Here is a 19,078-nt window from a genome sequence, read left to right on the forward strand (position 1 = left end):
GCGGGTAGTCTTTTGCCAACCACGCGAGCAGTTCGACGTATGAATCGGGGAGACGGCCCGCAGTCGTTCCGGGCGGCTCTCCGTGACGCCGTCAGGCTACGGGACTGTCTCGCGCTGTCGGTCGTCCCCGCCGTCGTCCTCGGCGTCTTCACGCTCCCCGAAGCGACTCGCGAGTCGCTGGCGTTCGCGTACCGCGACCCGACGCTGGTGACAGCATACGCGGCCCACTTCGTCCACTTCGAGGTGGAACATCTTGTGGCGAACCTGCTCGGGTATGCGCTGCTCGCGGGTTTCGGGTACGTGCTCGCGGTGCTGGCGGACTGTCGGCGACTGTTTGGCGTCGCCGCCGTGACGTACGTGCTGGCGTTCCCGGTCGTGTTGTCGGGGCTGAACCTCGCGGTGCCGCGGAACGCAGTCGGATACGGGCTTTCGGGCGTGAACATGGCGTTCGCGGGGTTACTCGGCGTGGTACTCGTGGCGTACGTCGGCCGGCAACTCGACGCGAGGGTTCGCGTCCGGTACGCACCCGGCGTGTTCTTCGTGGCCGTTACCGTCGTCTCGCTAGTCGCACTTCCGGCCAGGCGTGCGTCGGTCGCGCTCGCAGCGCTGAGCGCAGTCGTCGCTGCCGGGTACGCAATCGCCGTGTGGCGGGCGTGGAGTGCGTCACCTGAGCCAGTCTCGCAGGAGTGCAGCACTCGACCCGGATGGTTCGACGTTGGCGTGCTCGGTGCCGTGGCGTTCCTCGGCTACCCGTTCGTCGGATTCCCAGCGCCAACACCCACCGACGGCAGCGTGGTGAACGTCTACGTGCACTTGCTCGGGTTCTGCCTCGGATTCATCGTCCCGTACGTCGCGCTCGCGGCGGGCGCGTTCGACGCGGGCGGAGAAGCAGTGGAACGAACGTCCGAGGGTTTTTGACGGATTGACACGTTCGACCGAGTGAATGTCCGTCCGCCGCGCACTTACGCTCGGCGCTGAAGCCCTCGTCGTCCTCGTCGTCGTCGCTCTGCTCGTCGGCCAACTGCTCGGCACGCCCGTCCTGCTGGGGTACGTCGAAACTGGGAGCATGGAACCGACGATGGAGCCAGGGGACGGCTTCGTCGCGATACCGACGGCCATCGACAGCGACGTCGAGGAGGGTGACGTCATCGTCTTCCGCGCAGAGGAGCTCCAGGGCGGCGGTCTGACGACACACCGCGTCGTCGGTGAAACCGACCGCGGGTACATCACCAGAGGTGACGCGAACCCGTTCACCGATCAGGACGGCGGCGAACCACCGGTGAAGGACGCGCAAGTCGTCGCGAAAGCACTCCAGGTCGGCGGCACGGTCGTCGTCGTTCCGAACCTCGGCACGCTCGTCACCGGACTCCAGAGCGCGTTCGCCACCGTCCAGCGCCAACTCGCGACAGCGACCGGGACGCGCGCGCTGCTCGGCACGCAAGGCATCGCCTACCTCCTCCTGGGGCTGTCGGCGCTGCTGTACGTTTTCGACCTGTTCTTCGCAACGAGCGGTCCCGACCGGAGCCGCGACCGAGACCGTGACCGCGACCAGGGGATCTCGCCGGGACTCGTCGTCGCCGCCCTCGCTGCAGTGCTCGTAATCGCCGCGACCGCCGCGATGGTGGTGCCTGCGGGTACGCAGGAGTTCGGCATCGTGAGCGCGGAGTTCGCCTCCGAGAACCCCACAGTTATCGAGCAGGGTGAGTCCGCGACGCTGCCGTACAGCGTTCCGAACGCCGGCCTCGTTCCGGTCGTCGCGTACGTCCAGCCGGCCAGCGAGGGCGTCTCGGTGACGCCCGAGCGCGTCCACGTCGACGGCCGCGGCGAAGCAGCCGTCGACGTCACGCTGTCCGCGCCCGAGGAGACGGGGTACTATCGGCGGTTCGTCACCGAGCACCGCTACCTCGCGGTGCTCCCGACTTCGATGATTGAGTCACTGCACGGCGTCCACCCGTGGCTCCCGATTCTCGTCATCGACGCCGCGCTCGCGGGCGGCATGGCGGTGCTCGGACTGGTCGTGCTCGGTGGGCGTCGCGTTCGCGTGCGGAAGCGGGAGTCGCGCCACGACCGGTCGCTGTGGCAGCGCGCGCTCCGGTATCTGACACGGTGACGGGGGTACGGTTGGCTTACCAACAAGTCTATACAACCGCGTTACACAGGGGGAGCCATGGGGGAGGGGACACGTTGGCTCAGGGTTCGAGCAGTCGTATCGGCGTGGGTTCCCGTACTAGTCGCGGTACTGGCGGTGTTCGCACTCGCGGGCGGATGGGCGGCGTATACGGCTCATGCCGCGCCCGGAACCATCACGGAGCAGTCCGAGCAGGCGCACTGGACCGTTACCGGTGAGTTCCAGCACTCCGCGGACGTCACCCGCGAGAACCCGATTTTCGACGTGGGAACGACGCTCTCGAACCGCTCGACGTACTTCACGGGCGCGTCGCCCGTGCTCGACGGCCGATACGTCGCAACGTACTCCGGCATCGACGCCGCGGCCGCGACTATCGACCTCGACGCCGCGCTCGTTATGCGGTCGGTTGGTGAGGACACCGTTTACTGGACCGACCGAACATCGCTGGACGAGGCAAGCGTAGACGACGTACAGGCCGGTGAATCGACCAACATCGCCTTCGCGCTGAACGCCACTCGGATCGCGAACCGACAGTCAGCGATTCAGGAGTCGCTCGGACAGACACCCGGCGACATCGAGGCGTTCGTCGTAGTCCGCACGGCCGTCAACGGAACCGCAGACGGGCGGCCTGCCTCGCTGTCGCTCACGCATCGTCTCCCCATCTCGGTCGACGGCGGCGCGTACACCGTCGGCCCCGCGGAAACCGGCAGCGAAACCGTGACAACGACCGAGACGGTGACCGTCACCAACGAGTACGGCTTGCTGTGGACGGTCGGCGGCCCGCTACTCCTCCTCGGTGGCGTCAGCGGGCTCGCGATACTCGGCGTCGGGCGACGCCGGGACGCGTTCGCGCTGTCGGAGAATGAGCGCGACCTGCTCGCGTTCCGCGACGAGCGCGCGGAGTTCGACGAGTGGGTCGTGCGGGCCCGGCTTCCCGACTCCGTCCACGACCGACAGCGGGCAGAGGCGGCGTCGCTCGCGGACGTCGTGGACTTCGCTATCGACTCGGACACTGGCGTCGTCGAGGACACCGAAACCGGGACGTTCTACGCTATCTCCGAGCAACTGCTCGTCGCGTACGAACCACCCGCACTGGCTCGCAGCGCCGACACGGATGGCGACACGAGAGCCGGATTACTCGACGGTGTCTACGAACAACTCGATAGTATCGAAGACGAAACCGACAGCGAAACAGGCGAGAGCGAAGCGACCGACGGCGACCACGAGGAGACCCCGCGACCGCAGGACTAAGCGCGGACGGTGGCGGTTGCGTCCCCGAGTGGATTACATGAAGTCCGCGATGCCTGACTGCTTGTTCTTGTCATTCTCGAAAATCGACTCGAGACTCGCCTCCAGGACTTCCAGGCGCTGTTTCGTGTACTCGCGGCAGTCGTACTCCTCGGCGACCGTAATCGCGGTGTCCATGTACTTGTTCACGGAGCCCTCGTGGACGGTCAGATTCACGCGACCGCCACACTCCCGGCAGTCGCCCGTCAGCGGCATCCGGCGGTACTTCTCCCCGCAGTCCAGACACCGCGTCTCCTGGCGGCTGAACGCGCGCAGGTTCCCGATGAGGTCCGGGAGGAAGTGGTACTCGATGACGCGCTCGGCGACATCCGTCTCGTCGACCGCCCGGAGTTTGCGCGCCAATTCGAGCTGGGCGTCCATCTTGTCCATCATCGACCCGAGCGTCTTGTACGCCGACAGGCTCGGCCCGAGGTGGATGTCGGAGGTGTCGTGGGTGTGCTCGAAGCCCGCGTACTCCGTGTCGGTGCCGAGGCTCTCCTCGGCGATTTCCACGAGGTCCTCGACCTCACCGGGGTCGGCCATTTCGCGGGTCGCCTCGTAGAACTCCCGCGGGTACTGGCTGACGACGTCCATATTGTGCGCCTCGTCGTCGATTTCGCTCGGGTCGATGCGCGAGGACATCACCAGCGGCGCGTCCATCCGGCCGCCGCGCTGGTCCGGCAAGAACGACTTAGAGAAGTTGATAAGTCCGTCCATTAGGAGCATCACGCAGTCCTCGTCGCCGTCGCACTGTCCGGAGTACACGTCGTTCGCGACGAGCGTGTTCGTCTCTTCGACCGTTAAACAGTACGTGTGGTCGACGTCGGATTGGACTGTTTCGACAGACACGACTTCGTCGGCCCAGACGTCGCCACCGTCGCCGAGGAGTCGCTGCGACCGGGTATCGACGCGGTCCAGCACGTCGGTGAGTGTCTCCTCCTTACGGTCGAGGTGGAAACCAACTCGGTCGGCGAACCGAACGGCATTCTGCGACGTGACCTTGAGAACCCACGTCTCGAAAGACCTCTCGTCGTCGTAGAATTCGGCTACAGCGCCCGTCCTCGGAATGCGCTCCTCTTGGTACACTTTCGTGGCGATGCCGAACCGCTTGAGCGCTGCGACGAGGTCCGACTGCAGGTCGTCGCTCACTGTGTGCGCTCGAATTTCTACGCGTTCACTGGACGTACTTCCGTCACCGGAGAAGTACGCCGCGAGGAACGATTGAAGCACAGGCTCGGGTGCAGAGAGCACGCAGTCGGGAACGCGCTTCGTCTCCGCACGACTCCCAGCGTCGAGAACGTCCGAGAACAGCGTCGCGACGAGTCGACTGGAGACCGTAATTTTCCACTCGTTCTCCTCGAACGCCTCGACGTTCAGCACGTCGTCGAAGACGTCGATAATCTCGTCGCGCGGCACGTCGTCCGGCGTACAGATGGTGGTCTGATAGAACGAACCTGCTTCTCGCCGGGTGAAGCCTTCAGCAGCGTAGTACCCGAGCATCGTGCCGACAGCGTCGTCGACCTCGAACTGGCGCGACACCGAAGCACCGTCGCGACGGATACCGAGTGTCACGTCGTCAGGAATGCGTTCGACGACAGCGTCGCGCTCGTACAGTTCGAGCAGGACACCGGCCGGGATGCTGTCGCGGGACACCCAGTTGTACACCGTCGACTGGCTAACGTCGAGGAGTTCCGCGACGGGCTTCAGGTAGCTCTCGGCGTCCGTCGCGTCGTCGAGGAATTCTTTGAGAGCGGACTCGCCGAGCCCCCGAATCATCAGGTCGTCGTTCGGTATCGCGTCTGCATCGAGGAACTCTGCGAGCAGGTCGAACGTGGTCGTTTCCCCGTCGACCGGAATCTGCTTCGGCGCGGGCAACGCGTCTTCCGTGGTCAGCTCTCGGGCCGGCACGCGCTCGATCCCGTCACCAGTCCACCGGCGCATCGAGTGGTCGGGGGTTACTGTCAGCTCCTGTCCGCTCTTGGTTTCGACGCGGACGAGGTGGTCCGGCGACGGATGTTTCGAGACTGCTTCGACCCGCTGGAGCGTGTCCTCCCCATTTTCGGTCGCGGACGGCACGAACACGTCGCCGTCGAGTTCCTGGACGAGCGTTCCGAAGTCGTCCTGGTTGGCCGTTTCGGGGTCGAGTCGGTCCTCGACGAGCGTTTCGATTGGGTCGTAGTGCCACTCGCCGGCTTCGTCCTCGAACCACACCTTCGTCTCCGGGTGGAAGCAGTTCCGACGCTTCGCGGCGTGAAAGTACGGATGCGCGTAGCCAACCGAAGCTGACGTGAAGCCGATAACTCTGCCGACGACGGCGGCGGAGGTGTGGGGCGCCATCCCGAAGACGAGTTCGCCGACGAGGTCGTCGCGCTCCTCCAATTCGTAGAAGGCGTCGAGGCCGTAATACTGGGTGAGGAGGTCGTCGACGAAGTCCGCGGTCTGGAGCATGTGCTCGGCGGCGCCATCGGAGAGCACGACGTCCTGCACGCGGAGTTCGACCAGTTGGTCGTCGTGCTCGAGGGGGTCGCCGTGGATGTCCTCCTCGTAGCCGAGTTCGCGGAAGTGTTCGACGGTGACGTCGAGTTCGCTGGGTTTGACCGACGTGACGGGGAGGTCGGTCATATCGTAGCGGACGGTGCCGTCCTTGAACGCGGAGACGTCGTGTTTCGCGCGGAGGACGCCCTTCTCCATGGGTTCGGGGACTTTCTCCGCGGACATCAGTCCCTGGACGCCCTTGAGCTGGTCGAAGGCGTTCTCGCGCTCGCCGACCGCCTGAAGCGCGTTACGGTACTCTGCGCCGACGTCGACGGTCTGGACCTCGACGTTGTCGAGTTCGCGCTCGCAGCGCGGGCACTCGACGCGGCCGGACTCGTCGGGGTCGGCGCTAATGTTGCAGTCCGGGCACTCGTAGTGGGGGTCAGTCCACTCGCCGCAGTCCTCGCAGCGCGGCTCGAACGTGTGGTCACCACAAGACGGGCACTCGCGGACGCCCAGCTGCACGTCGAGTTCGCCGGGAGTGTCGCTCATGTCGGGAGCGTGCCGGGCGGCCTGGCTGACGTCGCGCTGGCTGCCGCCGGCTTCGCCGATGGGGAAGAGGGTGTGGACCGCGGGGGAGAGGTCGCGGGATTCGGACTTCTCCGGGCGGCCCATACGGTTCCCGATGCGCGTGGGCGCGCGTTCGCGGACCTCGAACGGGGCGACTTCGTTGACGGCGGCGAGCGCGTTCGGCCACTCGCGGGCGTCCGCGGAGAGGTCGTCCCACTCCCGAGTCAGGTCCTCGGTAACTCCGAGCGAACGCGCGAACGGCAGCCAGTCCGGAACCCGAATCTCCTCGTCGTCCTGCGTGTGTTCGACGAGCAGCGCTTCGAGCGGCTCGCGGACCGCGTCCACGTTGGGGACGACGAGGTCGCCGTCCTCCGTGCGGGCGTCCACGACGGCGTCGGCGAGTGTCTCGAAGTCAGCGACCTCGACGTCGTGCCAGAGGTGCGTGTACGTCGGGTGCAGCGGCGCGTCGTACTCGGTCGCCCACTCCAGCGCCTGGTCGGCGTCCGGTGCTTCGAGGTCGACGTACGGCGAATCCCGAAGTGCTTGGATGTCCGCGCCCGCTGCTTCGAAGTCCTGAATCCACCACTCCGAGGTGTAGGAGGCGGGCGCGAGTTCGTGGTTGTTTTCGACGAACTCGCCGTAATTCACGAGGTACTCGCCGACGTCCAGAATTTCGACGACGCCGTTGCGCACTTCGAGGGCTTCCTCGGGGTCGTCGATGCGGCGAACGTCGCCGTTCGCGAGTTTGACCGTGGGGCCCTCGATGGAGTCGACGGGGACGATGCCCGCCGCCTTCCCGGGGCGCTCGGTCTTGATTTGGGTGCCGGTCGCGAGGAAGTCGTCCACGAGGTGCATCGTCGCGGGGTGGATGCCCGCCGTCGCGAACCCGTGGTTGCGCGAGCGGCCGTAGCGCAGGCGGAAGCCACCCTCGTTGGAGGGGTGGCCGAAGACTGGGCGGCCAGCGATGAGGTCGCGGAGGAACTTGTTCGACGGGTCCACGCGGGGCGGGCCGTCGGGCTCCTCGCTGGCGTCGTCGGCGTCGGTAGACGCCTCGGCCTCACCCTCAGCGTCGTCGCTGGCTTCGTCACCCTCGCTGTCGTCGTCTTTGCCGATGGTGCCGTCGATGAGGTCTTGGAGCCACGGCCACTCGACCTCCTCGAGATTTCGGGTGTAGCGCTGAATCTTCGGGGCTTTCAGCGCGATGCCCTCCGCGAGCACGAGACACATCCCGCCGCGCGCGGAGTTCGTCGCGATGCGTTCGAGGTCGCGGAAGCCGTCGACCTCCTCGTCGCCGGTCGCCTCCCCGTCCAGCATGACGGGGCAGTGCTCGGTGATGAACTTCGTCTCCTTGTCCTTCGGCGAGTACTGGAGGCCCGTCTCGGAGTCGTAGAGGGCGACCTCCTCGGCGTAGCGCTCGATCTCGTCGTCGCGGGGCTTGAAGCGGTCGATATCCAGCAGCGCGCGGGCGTAGTCCGCGACGAGCACGGACAGCGCCTGTGCGGTCCCGCCCGCCGAGCGGATTGGGCCGGCGTAGTAGACGGCGACGTACTCGGTGCCGTCGTCGTTGGCGTTGACCTCCACGCGGTCGATGCCCTCGATGGGCGCCGCGACCACGCCCTCCGTAAGGAGCGCGACCGCGGTGCGGACCGCGCCCTCGACTTTGCCGGCTTTCGTCTCGTAGTCGCCGACGCGCCCGTCGACGAAGTCCTCGACGAGTTCGAGCGCGGCCTCCTCGCGGCTCATCTCGCCTTCGAGGTCGCGCACGCGCTCGGCGACGCCGTCGATGCCGAGGATGTTCTCGACGCGGTCGGCCATGTCCTTGGCGACCGGGATCTCGACTTCGGGCTTGGGGTCCTCGCCGCGGCGCTTCGCGCGCTCGGCGACGTCGAAGGCCTCGTCGAGGCCGGCTTCCAGGGACGCGAAGTAGTCCTCGTCCTCGGGCCGCATTACAGCCAGAGGTCGAGGTCGGTGGCGTCGTCGTGCTCGCGGACCAGCTCGGTGTCGAGCTCGCGGACGTACAGTTCACCCGCGAACACGGTCGCGCGGTCGAGGTGGCCGGCCAGCGCCTGCCCGGACCGCCGCGAGAGAGTTACGTGCGTGTGCGCGAACGGTTCCCCATCTAGCTCGGAGAGGTTCCCGACGCAGGCCGCGACCTCCAGTGGCTCCTCGAAGCGCGCGGCCTGGTACTCGAAGTCGTCCTGGTCGTAGTACCAGAGTTCGGCGTCCTGGACGGCGCCCATGCCGACGAACCACGCGGCGTCGATGCCCTCGTCGACCGCCAGCGACTCGATTTCCTCGCGCCAGTCGGCGCCGTGGTCGAGTCGCGCGACGAACTCGCGGCCGCCGGAGACTTCGCGAACGTTCATGGATGCACCCAACGGGCGCGCCAGCAAAAGTCCTACCGTCTAGGTGCCGCGGCAGTACGAAAAGTCGGAACGCCGTCGCAGTCGGCCTATCGCCAGGCCGAGAGTGCGGTTGCGTGGTCGGCTGTTACCGACATCCACGCCTCGTCGCAGGAGATGTCCGCGATGACGAGTCGTGACTCGGGGCCCTCGTCGTCGAGGGAGGCCATCACGTCGGTGCCGGACGGGTTCGCCGGCTGCGCGGCGTCAGTCGCCATGACGTATGATACAACGTGACAACCCATACTTAAACGCATCGAACTGACACCTCGCAGTCCACAGCTGTGAGTTAAGCAAACGAAGCAGATCGACACACGTTTCGCTCAATTGGTGAGACGACGGGCGAGGAGGTGTGACAAGGCCTTTGAGCCTGGCAGCACACATTATTCATATGGTCAATCAGACGCCGGGCGGCGGGACGCCGACGGACGCCGAGCGGCTCTCCCAGACGAGCGACGAAGCGAAAAGCGGGTGGGAGCGCGCGGTTCAGGATATGCGAGCGATGGCAGCCGACCGCGAGGAGAAAGGGTTCTCGACAGTGACGATCGCCGCCGGTGACACCTCCCCCGTTGCGCCGGAGATGGGTGACACGGACGAGTTCGGGTTGTCGTACATCATCCCGGGAAACACTGTCGAAGAGTTTGAGGAGGCGTATCTGGGTAACGACTTCACCGAAACCGGCGTCTATCAAACGTCGAGTGCTGGCCACGTCTACATCGTCACGGAGTGTATCGATGTGGATGCCGAGGAGATCGTGTTCATCGCGGGCGTCTACCAGAAGCGCCACGCGGCACCCCTCGTGCGAGCGGCAACCGAACGTGGGACGATGTTTACGCGCGTCAAAACACTCGATCACACGGAAGTCGGGGTCTTCGAGCACGACGACGTCGCCGCCTTCTTCCCGAATCCCGACGAGTTCTACGCCTACGAAGTCGATCGGTAACAACCATCTCCTTGGGGGCCGTTCTCCTCGCACGACCAGTCGTTTCGAATCCAGCGACTGCTATCGCCGAAGACCACCTGCAGCAGCGGCAAGCAAAACGAGGGCTACCAGTTCGAGAGCAGGTAGAAACCGCCGATGCCGAGCAGGACGTAGAGGACGACCGCGAGGATATTGTCTGCGCGAATGGACTGATAGATGCTCCCGAAGGCGGCGTAGATGATGAAGAGGCTGACGAGTTTCCGAAGCACCCATTTCAGCCTGGGTAGCCGAGCGGATTCGGTCGTCGTGGACATGCCTGAATCCTTGGGGGAGAAGCGCTTAAAGCCACGTGGATTTGAGCGCGAATGACTGCTACGCGGCGCTGGCTGTGACACCAAGCCCGAGCTCAAGGAATAATGAGACGCCTAACACAATCAGGCTAGTCACGAGAAGCTTCCAGCTTCGACTGATTCGGTCGGCAAACCGCAACGGATGGTCGTTGAGTGGTGGGAGCTGTTGAATCCAGGTTTCGAAGCCCGACGGTGACTTACCCTCCGGGGAGAAGCGTTTCTCCTTGTGGGGTGCAGCTGGGGCTGGCCGGATTCCGATCGCGCCGATGCCGAAGAGGAGGAAGCCAACGACGAACAGGAGATACTTGACCGTGACGAGCGAGTTCCCGGCCGCGAAGCCGAGAACACCGGCCACGACGAGGACCACGACTGAAGCGGCGAGGACCCAGTACACGAACTCGATCAGCCGCAGGACGCGTCGATTCATGGCGACACGACGGATTAGTGGCCGTCAGTACGGCGTTCGAGTGTGGTATCGACGTCCGCGTATTCGTCGCTGTGGCGATGACAGTAGCTCAGGCGGCCGGACGCACTGACGGGATGCATCTCCGGTCGCTGGGTGTCGCAGACACCGCCGAATTCGGCTTTGAGGTGATTGCGGGCGCGGCCGGGGTAGCCGTCCTTGACGTGCTCGATTGCGGTCTGGATCGGCGTCTCGACGGCCGGCGGGGTTTCGACATCGTCGAAGAGCTCGGTTGCGGCGGCCTCGATGTCGTCGAATTTCGAGAAGACGCCGAGTTGGCGCTTCATGCGGTCCCGGACCCCGACGTCGAGCCGTGTGCGTTCGCGGACGACTTCACGGAACTGCTCGATTGCGTCCCACGTGTCGTCGTTGAGGTCTGCGAACTGCTCGGGGCGGATTTTCGCGGGGCAGCGAGTACTGAACTGGCAGCCCTCCGGTGGGTCGCGTGGACTTGGCGGGGTGCCCGGCAGCGTGATTCGTGTTCGCTCGCTGGTCGGGTCCGGACGTGGGATTGCTGAGAGCAGCGATTTCGTGTACGGATTTTGGGCGTCCGTGTACAGTTCTTCGGTCTCCCCGATCTCCATGATTTTTCCGAGATACATCACCGCAACGCGGTCACAGATGTGGCGCACCACGGAGAGGTCGTGCGCGATGAACAGGTACGTCAGGCCGAACTCCTCCTGAAGATCCTCGAGGAGGTTCAGAATCTTCGCCTGTACAGATGCGTCGAGCGCGCTCACCGGCTCGTCAAGCACGAGGAAGTCAGGTTCGAGGGCGAGTGCGCGCGCGATACCGATGCGTTGGCGCTGGCCGCCGGAGAACTGGTGAGGGTACCGGAAGTAGTGGTCTTCCTGCAAGCCGACGGCGGACAGCAGCGAGCGGACCTTCTCGCGACGGTCGGCTGGTGACTTCCAGTCGTGGGCGTCGAGCGGCTCCCGCACGAGCTCGCCGACAGTCATCCGGTCGTTGAGACTGGACTCGGGATCCTGGAAGACGATCTGTGCATTCTTCCGCCACTGCTTGAGCTCGTCACCACTGAGCTTCGTGATGTCCTGACCGGAGAACGAGACACGGCCCTCTGTGGCGGTTTCCAGCTGGATTAACGTCCGGCCAAGTGTCGTCTTGCCGGAGCCGGACTCGCCGACGAGCCCGAGCGTCTCCCCTTCCTCGATATTGAACGTAACGCCGTCGACAGCCTTCACGGGCGGCCCACTGAACCGGCCAGCTTCCCCGTAGTATTTTTTCAGCCCCTCGACTTCGACGAGCGTCTCATTCGGCTGGTCGGTCGCGGAACTCGGCGATGTGGACGGCTTACTCATGCGTAATCACCCTCGTGAACGTCTTCGGCTTCACGGCCGCGTTCGCGGTGGTATTCGACAGCCGCCTCGGTGGACCGGTCCTCCGGATACAACAGGCAGGCCGCGGAGTGTTCGCCGTCCTCAGAGATGGGGACGTGGACCGGATGAACCTGCTCGCAATCTTCGAACGCTTTCGGGCAGCGGGGTGCGAACCGACAGTACGTCGCCTGCTCGTTCGGCGTCGGGACGTCACCCTCAATCGTGTTCAGGCGTTCCGTCTCCGCGTTCGTCCCCGGGATGGCGTCGAGCAGCCCCTCCGTATACGGATGCTTCGGGTTCTCGAAAAGCTCGGTCACGGGGGCTTTCTCGACGAACTCACCCGCGTACATGACGTTAACGCGGTCACTGATCTCCGCGATCACGCCCATGTCGTGGGTGATGAACAGGATAGCGAGGTCCCGTTCTTCCTGGAGGTCCTGTAACAGCTCGATGATCTGTGCTTGAATGGTGACGTCGAGCGCGGTGGTTGGTTCGTCACAGATGAGGAGCTCGGGATCGCAGGCGAGCATCATCGCGATCACGGCACGCTGGCGCATCCCGCCGGAGAACTCGTGGGGATACTCCTTCAGGCGGCGAGCAGGGTCGGGAATTGCGACGTCCTCAAGCAGCTCGATTGCTTTGTCGGTGGCTTCTTGGCCGCTGATCCCGCGATTGATTCGGAGGGCTTCCTTGATTTGGTTGCCGACCGTGTAGACGGGGTTGAGGGATTTGAGGGGGTCTTGGAACACCATCCCGATGCCGCTGCCGCGGATCTGTTGGTATTCCGCGTCAGTGTACTCGGTGAGTTCCTCGCCGTTGAATTTGATCGACGATTTAGGAAGGATTTCACCGGGAGAGTCAACCAAGCCCATAATCGACCGGGCGGTGACGCTTTTCCCGGAGCCGGATTCGCCGACGATGCCGAGGGTTTCGCCTTTGCTGATGTCGAAGCTGATGCCGTCGACGGCCCGAATGAGTTCGCGGTCCGTGTGGAAGACCGTTTGGAGATTTCGAACCGACAGGACGGGTTCGGTGCTGCTGTCAGGGTTGGCGTCGTTGCGTGTCGAGTTCATTTAGGCACCACCTCCAGCGGCGGCAGCTTCCTCTTCGGAGTCACCCTCGCTCTCGGGATCGATGGCGTCACGGATGCCGTCACCGAGCGCGTTCGCGCCCGTGACGAGAATGACGATCATCACCCCGGGGATAAGGGAGATATGCCAGGATTGGGTCGAAACGTACGGCTGTCCCAGGGAGATTGCACGTCCCCAGGCGGGTGTCGGTGGCGTAATCCCGAGGCCGTTCCCGAGGAACGAGAGGGAGGCCATCCCGATGATGATTCCCCCGACAGACATGGAGGCGTAGATCAGGAGATAGCCGAGGACGTAAGGGAGCATGTGTTTTCGCATCGTCGTCGTCGGGCGTTGGCCGAAGCTCTTGGCGGCGTCAACCCATTCCTCTTCGGCGACTTGGAGGGCGGGACCGCGAAGCGACCGCCAGAGGAACGGCCAGGTGGTTAGCCCGAAGATGAGCGCAAGGAGTAAGCCGCCGTTGAGGACGGATGACAGCCAGTGGTTCTGGAAGACGACGCTAACGAGAATCAATAACAGGAGTTGCGGGATCGATACCACACCGTCGGCGAGGGTGAGAATCGAGAGGTCGACAACGCCGGTGTAGTAGGAGGCGACAAGCGCGAGCAGCGCCGCGATCAGGCTAGCGAGCCCGATGGCGATGCCAGCCACCATGAGCGTGATCTGGGCGCCGCCCATCATATAGGTGAAGAGATCGCGGCCGTTTGTGAGCGTCCCGAACGGGTGGAACCGGTCGTACTGGTCGTACGACATCACCCCGACGTTCTGGTCGCCAGCACCCTTCGATTTCGAGTTGAAGTTCGCCTGTCCGACGGTGACCGTCTCGACTTGGCCGGACTCCTCCGAGAAGTACTGGATTTCGTGGGAGTACGAGGAAGTGATGTTCTGGTCGACAGTCGACGGTGCCATCGTCGACCCGAACAGGGACATCGTCAAGAACAGCACCAGGACGATGATTCCGAACTTGCCCCAGCTGTGGGTCTGGAGGCGAGCCACCATGTCGTCACGGGGCGTCCAATCTGCTTTCCGGTAGTGCGTGCGGAAGAGCTGCCAGCCCTTGTACAGCCAGTAGAAGGCGAACAGCGAGTACACCAACACTAAGCTCAGGCGAAGTGCCCAGGCGGCAGCGGGGGAGAGCCCCAAGAAGGTGCCTTCCCAGGCGCCGCTTTGGGTTTGATAGCCTTGGTTCGGAATGACGTCTCGGCTGAGCAGCGTCGGGAGGCTTTCGGCCGCATGTCGAACCCCCTCGATGAAGGTGCTGGCTGCGAGTTGGACGTCGACAATCGATTGGGCGAGCCCGGGGGCGAAGATGCCAACGACAACGTCGAGGAGCGCGGTCGCCCCCATAACGATGGCGTCGAGGATGGTGAGCAGGCCGCCAGCGAAGGCACCGAACTCGAGGAGCAGGAGGACCGTGGCGACGGCAGCCCAGCGAGCTGCAGGCGTTGGGTTCGTCATTACTCGCGACCAGAGACCGTCCGACTCGCGGTCAGCGAGGTCGTCTGCGTTCTCCATGGAAGTAGCGTTTGCACACATTGAAGGTCACTCGTTGTTGTCCGCAAGGGTGATTCGCGGGTCGATATACGTGTACAGGATGTCCTGGGTGGTGTTGAAGAGGATCTGAATCACGATGAAGATGAACGTCAGCGACATCAGAACGGGGATGTCCGCCGCGAACGCGGCCCGCAGGAAGAGGTTCCCGAGGCCGTTGATGCTGAACACGCTTTCGACGAGGACGGACCCGCCAATTAGCAAGTAGAACTCACCCATGATGACGGGGAGCAGCGGAATCACTGCGTTCCGGCCGACGTGTTTGGTGATGATTCGCCGCGTCGAAACCCCCTTTGCCTTTGCCGTGTCGATGTATTCGGAATTGAGGCTCTCGAGGACGGCCGTGCGGCCGATGCGGACTTCGTTCCCCATCGAGGCGGAGCCGAGGACGAGCGCGGCTGGCAGAATCCACTTGAAGGCTGCCGCCATCGGCATGAGGTTCGGGATGGGAATCCAGAGATATTCCAGAATCGGGATACCGGGGAAGACGTCGATACCGGAGAAGAGGTATTGGAGTTCGTCGGGCGTACCGATGACGTCCGTTTTGATGAGGAAATTCCGATACCCGGAGAGAATGCCGCCGGCTGAGAGGACGCCCGCGAACATCACGGCCAGCCAGAAGTTCGGCATTGCGCGCCAGACGATGCCGCCGAAAGACGCGAAGTAGTCGCCCCACGTGTTGGAGTTAAGGCCGGCGTAGAGGCCGATCGGGACGCCGAAGCCGAGCGCGATGACGACCGACCAGAAGCCCAGCCAGAGCGTTGCGGGAAGTCGGCCGATGATCAGGTCCATGACCGGCTGGTTGCGGGCCACCCCCCAGGAGGTGCCGAAATTGAACGTCACCATGTCGACGAGGAAGTTCTTATACTGGACCCAGAGCGGGACCATACTCCCGTCGGCGTACCGGATCCCGAGTGCGATTTCGAGTTGGCGTGCGGCGGCAGGATTGGCGTCGCGACCGAGAATTGCGAGAACGGGGTCGATCGGGCCGAGGTAGAGTACAAGAAACGTGATGGTAAGCCCGAAGAGCAGAACGGGGACACCGAGCAGTAGTCGTTTGAGGAAGTAGATGAATCGGTTCACATTCTCTCACCGGCGCTGACCTGTTGGGTACGGCTCATAATTGCCATTATGTGTGGAATCAGGGCGTTCGTCAGCCTAAGGCATGAATTGTGTTTTGAAAAATGGTTCGATTTCCCGGTGGAAACGGGCCGTTAACCCTGGTAATGCTGGTCGTAAGCCGACTGGCCACCCGGGAAGACTTGTGGGGGTTCGAGGTGGTACGCGCCAGCACCACGCTCCTTGAACACGTTCGAGACGAACTGTTCGCGGTTCACGACGTACGCCATCGCCTGCCGGACTGCCTTCGGCACCTTCTCCATGTGGAAGCCGACGTAGTACGTGTCGATCGTCGGCACGCCGGAGTAGTTGACCGTCTGGTCGTTCTCCATGGGGCCGTACGTCCCGATTTCACGTCCGCCCTCGAGAGTCTCCTCAACGGAGACGAGGCTGGGGTCGTACTGTGAGGTCGGAATTGGAGCGATGTCGGCGTTCTCGTTGATGAAGTAGTTGTACCGGGCGGACGAGTCGGTGATGATCGCGTTGTCGACACCCTCGAACGAGGCGGCGTCGCCGTGGTAGTCGTCGAACGTATCGAGGTTCACTTCTCCGCCGTTGCCGGATTCCCAGTTGACGAACTGGAAGGGACCGCAGCCGACGGGGTTGGACGCGGAGAACTCCGAGTACTCCATGTCGCCCTCGTAGCCGTCGATGTCGCCGACGATGCCTTCCGGCAGCACCGAGAACGCACCGTACGCCAGCACCGAGAGGCCGTACGGGAACGGCTGCTCGAGGGAGAGCGTGAACTCGTAGGTCCCAGTAGCTTCGACGCCAGTTGCTTCCGTGATGTTGCCGTCGTCGTCGGTTTCGTGCTCGATGCCGAGCACGGAGACGGGGAAGTACTGGTTCGTGGAGTTCGTCGACTCCATCACGCGGCGAATCGAGTAGACGACGTCGGCGGCCGTGAGCTCGCCGTAGTCGTCGTGGAACTGGACGCCCTCTTTGAGCGTGAAGGTGTACTCCGTGAGGTCGTCGCTGATCTCGTAATCCTGGATGAGCAGGTTCTCGACCTCGGTCGTGCCGTTACGGTAGTTGAGCGGCGCGTCAAACATGTACATGACTTGCGCGCCACTCTGCGTGTTCCCGGAGGCGGCCGGGTCGAGGGAGTTGAACGTGTCCGAGATCTCGCTCAGGCGGTCTTTGCCTTCGAGCGAGTTGACGGCGATGTTCGCTTTCTGTCGGGACGCGCCCATCCCACCGTACGGCTCGTAGTCGACGTGGTCGTACCAGAAGGCTTCGTCCTTCTGGTGGTAGATGGGGATGAGAGCGCACGACTCCCACAGCGCCTGCTCCATGTTGACGGCGGCTTCGCCACGCGTCTGGATGGCTTCCTCGGAGTCGTTCGGATTGTCCAAAATGCGGCTGTACTGCTCGCTCATGTACTGCCTGACCTGGTCGGATTCGTTGGCGTCCTCCGTCCAGAAGAGGCGGGCACCGTTGGCGCCGCTCTTACCGTAGTTCGTGTTCTCCGGCTGGACGAGCTGCAGGAAGTTTCGGGGCTGAGGGTAGTCAGCGACCCAGCCGAGCGTGTACGCTTCGTGGTTGCCCTGCTCGGTGTCGTTGAGCAGTGCCCCGAAGTCCGCCTGGTTGATGTTCATATCGATGTGGGCGGATTCCAGGCGCGCTCGGATGGTGTTCGCCATCTCCTCCCAGGAGGGGTCCTGATACTGGAGCCAGTTGAGCTCGTAGCGGTTGTTCGGCCCGTAACCGGCGTCCTCCATCACCTGGCGGGCTTGGTCGACTTGCGTCTCGTTAATCCCGTAGGGATAGCTATCGAAATCCGGCGAGAACGCCCCCTCGTCCGTAGTCGTCGTGGCGCTCGTGGTCGACTCGCCATCGCTGTCTCCACCACTGCTGCAGCCTGCGACCGCAGAAGTGAGGGCGACCGCACCAGTTGCTTTGAGGAACCGCCGGCGGCTGGTATTCTTCTCGTCTTTGCCTTTGCGTGGCATACCCCCATTTCCATAGCTGACCCACTTAAAGGCTTCGTGAACAGGTGGCATGTTTTTTCGATGGGGTCCACAATATCTGTGTGAGTGACCAACAAACACCAAATACAGTCGGTAGTTCGGGGATTATCGCGACAGAATCAAAATTACCCACATCATACATGATGGATAACACTTGCCGTGGTGACTATCTTTATTTGAGGGCGTATAGGTGGTGCTCCCATCGAAATTGAGGAAGTAGGAGAATAACGAGTAGCGCGGCGTAGCATAGTTCGCTGATTGGCACGACACAGAAGACCACCCGTAGAGAGAGCGAACATTCGCCGAGCAGTCCTGTCGGTGGCGTTGGTGGCTCTGGCATGATGAATCATGGTTAATCAACAGAAGGCCGCTTACAGGGCGTTCTGTTGGTTAACGCTCGTGCGCGCCTGGTCCGGCAGTCGACCATCGGGTCGGGGAACGCGGCCGAGCTTGAGTTCGACGTCGACACGCCCCAGATGCTTGCAACCACCCTCAGGGTGCGGTACTCCCAATCCGAGCAGGTGCACGTCTCCGCGACGACATCAACGTCGTACCAGGTCCTGGACGCAGTCCGTACCTCGTAGCGGCCGCCCTTTTCGAGCAAGGAGACGCATCGCCTCCTTGGATGATCGTTTCGTTCGTAGTTCAACATCCACCCGTGCGATCCTTCCGGGACGGCTTCAGGAACCGCGCTGAGTTGCTTGGAAGACATACTTCAGTGGAGACGCGAGTACGCCTCCCCCACTTCGCGGGTGCAAATGAACATGACCGCAACCGAGCGCCTATGATTTGAGGGGATTCGATGAGCTGCTCGGCCGTCCGACCAATCCGAGAAAGCCGATCACGAACAACCTCGGCGACGTCTGCCGCCCATGCAGCGAGGGAGAACGCCGAACGGAGAGACATCCATGAACCTGAGCCGTTCACAGACTCCCGTTAGGTCGCCATACACCCGTTCGTCCGCGGGAATGATTCGCGCCGTCACCTCAAGATCGTCCCCCGACCCCGCAAGCACAAGGCGTGCAACGGCGGTCACGGGCGTTCGACACCACCTCGTAGCAGTACACAGCAATCTCGTGTCCAACACCCACCAGCGGTCACGCCGACTGTTGTATCCCACCCTAAATTCCAGTGCTTCCAAACGTACGGATGAGTCTCATACGGCCACACATCATGCGCCACCCATCACTCAGCCCCCACTCGCCATACGTGGCCCCCGAGCAGTTCAGGACCACCCGCCAGTACCGCCACCTCCAGCCCAACACCGACCCCCTGTACCCGCATGCCGTCGCCCCAATCACGCGGCTTCACCGCATGACAACCTGCAAACCCACCTACGGGTGGCTGTTCGTCGCAACCCGAGACACCGAGCCCACGGCCGACCGACACCACACCCACGGGGCCTAACACCGATGC

General features: G+C 63.4%; 15 protein-coding genes and 1 pseudogene. 5 read left to right on the forward strand and 11 right to left on the reverse strand.

The window, feature by feature from the left end; genetic code table 11:
- Positions 1-39: 39 nt before the first annotated feature.
- From LPA46_RS06525 to LPA46_RS06535, 3 genes are read left to right on the forward strand one after another with little or no spacing between them, the layout of a single operon-like run.
- Entirely contained in the window at positions 40-918 is an 879-nt protein-coding gene (locus tag LPA46_RS06525) for a hypothetical protein (protein ID WP_230891889.1), read from the forward strand.
- 25 nt (positions 919-943) lie between these two features.
- Complete coding sequence (locus LPA46_RS06530; RefSeq protein WP_230891890.1) at positions 944-2,110, forward strand: signal peptidase I; 1,167 nt, start codon at positions 944-946, stop codon at positions 2,108-2,110.
- Between the two features lie 57 nt (positions 2,111-2,167).
- A complete protein-coding gene (locus tag LPA46_RS06535) occupies positions 2,168-3,379 on the forward strand; it encodes a DUF5305 family protein (RefSeq protein ID WP_230891891.1) in 1,212 nt (403 codons plus the stop codon).
- Positions 3,380-3,412: 33 nt separating this feature from the next.
- Here LPA46_RS06535 and LPA46_RS06540 read toward each other — a convergent pair whose 3' ends face one another.
- From LPA46_RS06540 to LPA46_RS06550, 3 genes are all read right to left on the reverse strand, one after another.
- Positions 3,413-8,407: a DNA polymerase II large subunit gene (locus tag LPA46_RS06540; protein ID WP_230891892.1), complete on the reverse strand. Its 4,995-nt coding sequence runs from the start codon at positions 8,405-8,407 to the stop codon at positions 3,413-3,415.
- Complete coding sequence (locus tag LPA46_RS06545) at positions 8,407-8,826, reverse strand: PPC domain-containing DNA-binding protein (protein ID WP_230891893.1); 420 nt, start codon at positions 8,824-8,826, stop codon at positions 8,407-8,409. Before LPA46_RS06545 ends, LPA46_RS06540 begins: the two co-directional genes overlap by 1 nt.
- Before the next feature lie 86 nt (positions 8,827-8,912).
- Positions 8,913-9,080: a DUF7556 family protein gene (locus LPA46_RS06550; RefSeq protein WP_230888236.1), complete on the reverse strand. Its 168-nt coding sequence runs from the start codon at positions 9,078-9,080 to the stop codon at positions 8,913-8,915.
- 173 nt (positions 9,081-9,253) lie between these two features.
- Between LPA46_RS06550 and LPA46_RS06555 the strand changes: the two genes are divergently transcribed.
- Positions 9,254-9,805 carry a DUF7529 family protein gene (locus LPA46_RS06555; RefSeq protein ID WP_230891894.1) on the forward strand — a complete coding sequence of 184 codons (552 nt, stop codon included), beginning with the start codon at positions 9,254-9,256 and terminating at the stop codon, positions 9,803-9,805.
- 104 nt (positions 9,806-9,909) lie between these two features.
- Here the strand turns inward: LPA46_RS06555 and LPA46_RS06560 are convergent, their stop codons facing one another.
- From LPA46_RS06560 to LPA46_RS06595, 8 genes and pseudogenes are all read right to left on the reverse strand, one after another.
- Positions 9,910-10,098: a hypothetical protein gene (locus tag LPA46_RS06560; protein ID WP_230891895.1), complete on the reverse strand. Its 189-nt coding sequence runs from the start codon at positions 10,096-10,098 to the stop codon at positions 9,910-9,912.
- Between the two features lie 58 nt (positions 10,099-10,156).
- Entirely contained in the window at positions 10,157-10,561 is a 405-nt protein-coding gene (locus LPA46_RS06565; protein ID WP_230891896.1) for a DUF7555 family protein, read from the reverse strand.
- A 14-nt stretch (positions 10,562-10,575) separates the two neighbouring features.
- Complete coding sequence (locus tag LPA46_RS06570; RefSeq protein WP_230891897.1) at positions 10,576-11,916, reverse strand: ABC transporter ATP-binding protein; 1,341 nt, start codon at positions 11,914-11,916, stop codon at positions 10,576-10,578.
- Positions 11,913-13,007 carry an ABC transporter ATP-binding protein gene (locus tag LPA46_RS06575; RefSeq protein WP_230891898.1) on the reverse strand — a complete coding sequence of 365 codons (1,095 nt, stop codon included), beginning with the start codon at positions 13,005-13,007 and terminating at the stop codon, positions 11,913-11,915. The genes LPA46_RS06570 and LPA46_RS06575 overlap by 4 nt, the downstream gene beginning before the upstream one ends.
- Complete coding sequence (locus LPA46_RS06580) at positions 13,008-14,558, reverse strand: ABC transporter permease (protein ID WP_442908213.1); 1,551 nt, start codon at positions 14,556-14,558, stop codon at positions 13,008-13,010. It lies immediately after the preceding gene.
- 6 nt (positions 14,559-14,564) lie between these two features.
- The gene (locus LPA46_RS06585; protein ID WP_230891900.1) at positions 14,565-15,656 is read right to left on the reverse strand and encodes an ABC transporter permease; all 1,092 of its coding nucleotides are present in this window, start codon (positions 15,654-15,656) and stop codon (positions 14,565-14,567) included.
- A gap of 131 nt (positions 15,657-15,787) precedes the next feature.
- Positions 15,788-17,644 carry an ABC transporter substrate-binding protein gene (locus LPA46_RS06590; protein WP_230891901.1) on the reverse strand — a complete coding sequence of 619 codons (1,857 nt, stop codon included), beginning with the start codon at positions 17,642-17,644 and terminating at the stop codon, positions 15,788-15,790.
- A 389-nt stretch (positions 17,645-18,033) separates the two neighbouring features.
- Positions 18,034-18,315: pseudogene (locus tag LPA46_RS06595) on the reverse strand (hypothetical protein); the annotation flags it as partial.
- Positions 18,316-18,811: 496 nt separating this feature from the next.
- Here LPA46_RS06595 and LPA46_RS06600 point away from each other — a divergent pair.
- Complete coding sequence (locus LPA46_RS06600; RefSeq protein ID WP_230891902.1) at positions 18,812-19,069, forward strand: hypothetical protein; 258 nt, start codon at positions 18,812-18,814, stop codon at positions 19,067-19,069.
- Positions 19,070-19,078 lie beyond the last annotated feature (9 nt).

The organism is Halobacterium sp. KA-6, from assembly GCF_021029015.1.
Lineage (GTDB): Archaea > Halobacteriota > Halobacteria > Halobacteriales > Halobacteriaceae > Halobacterium.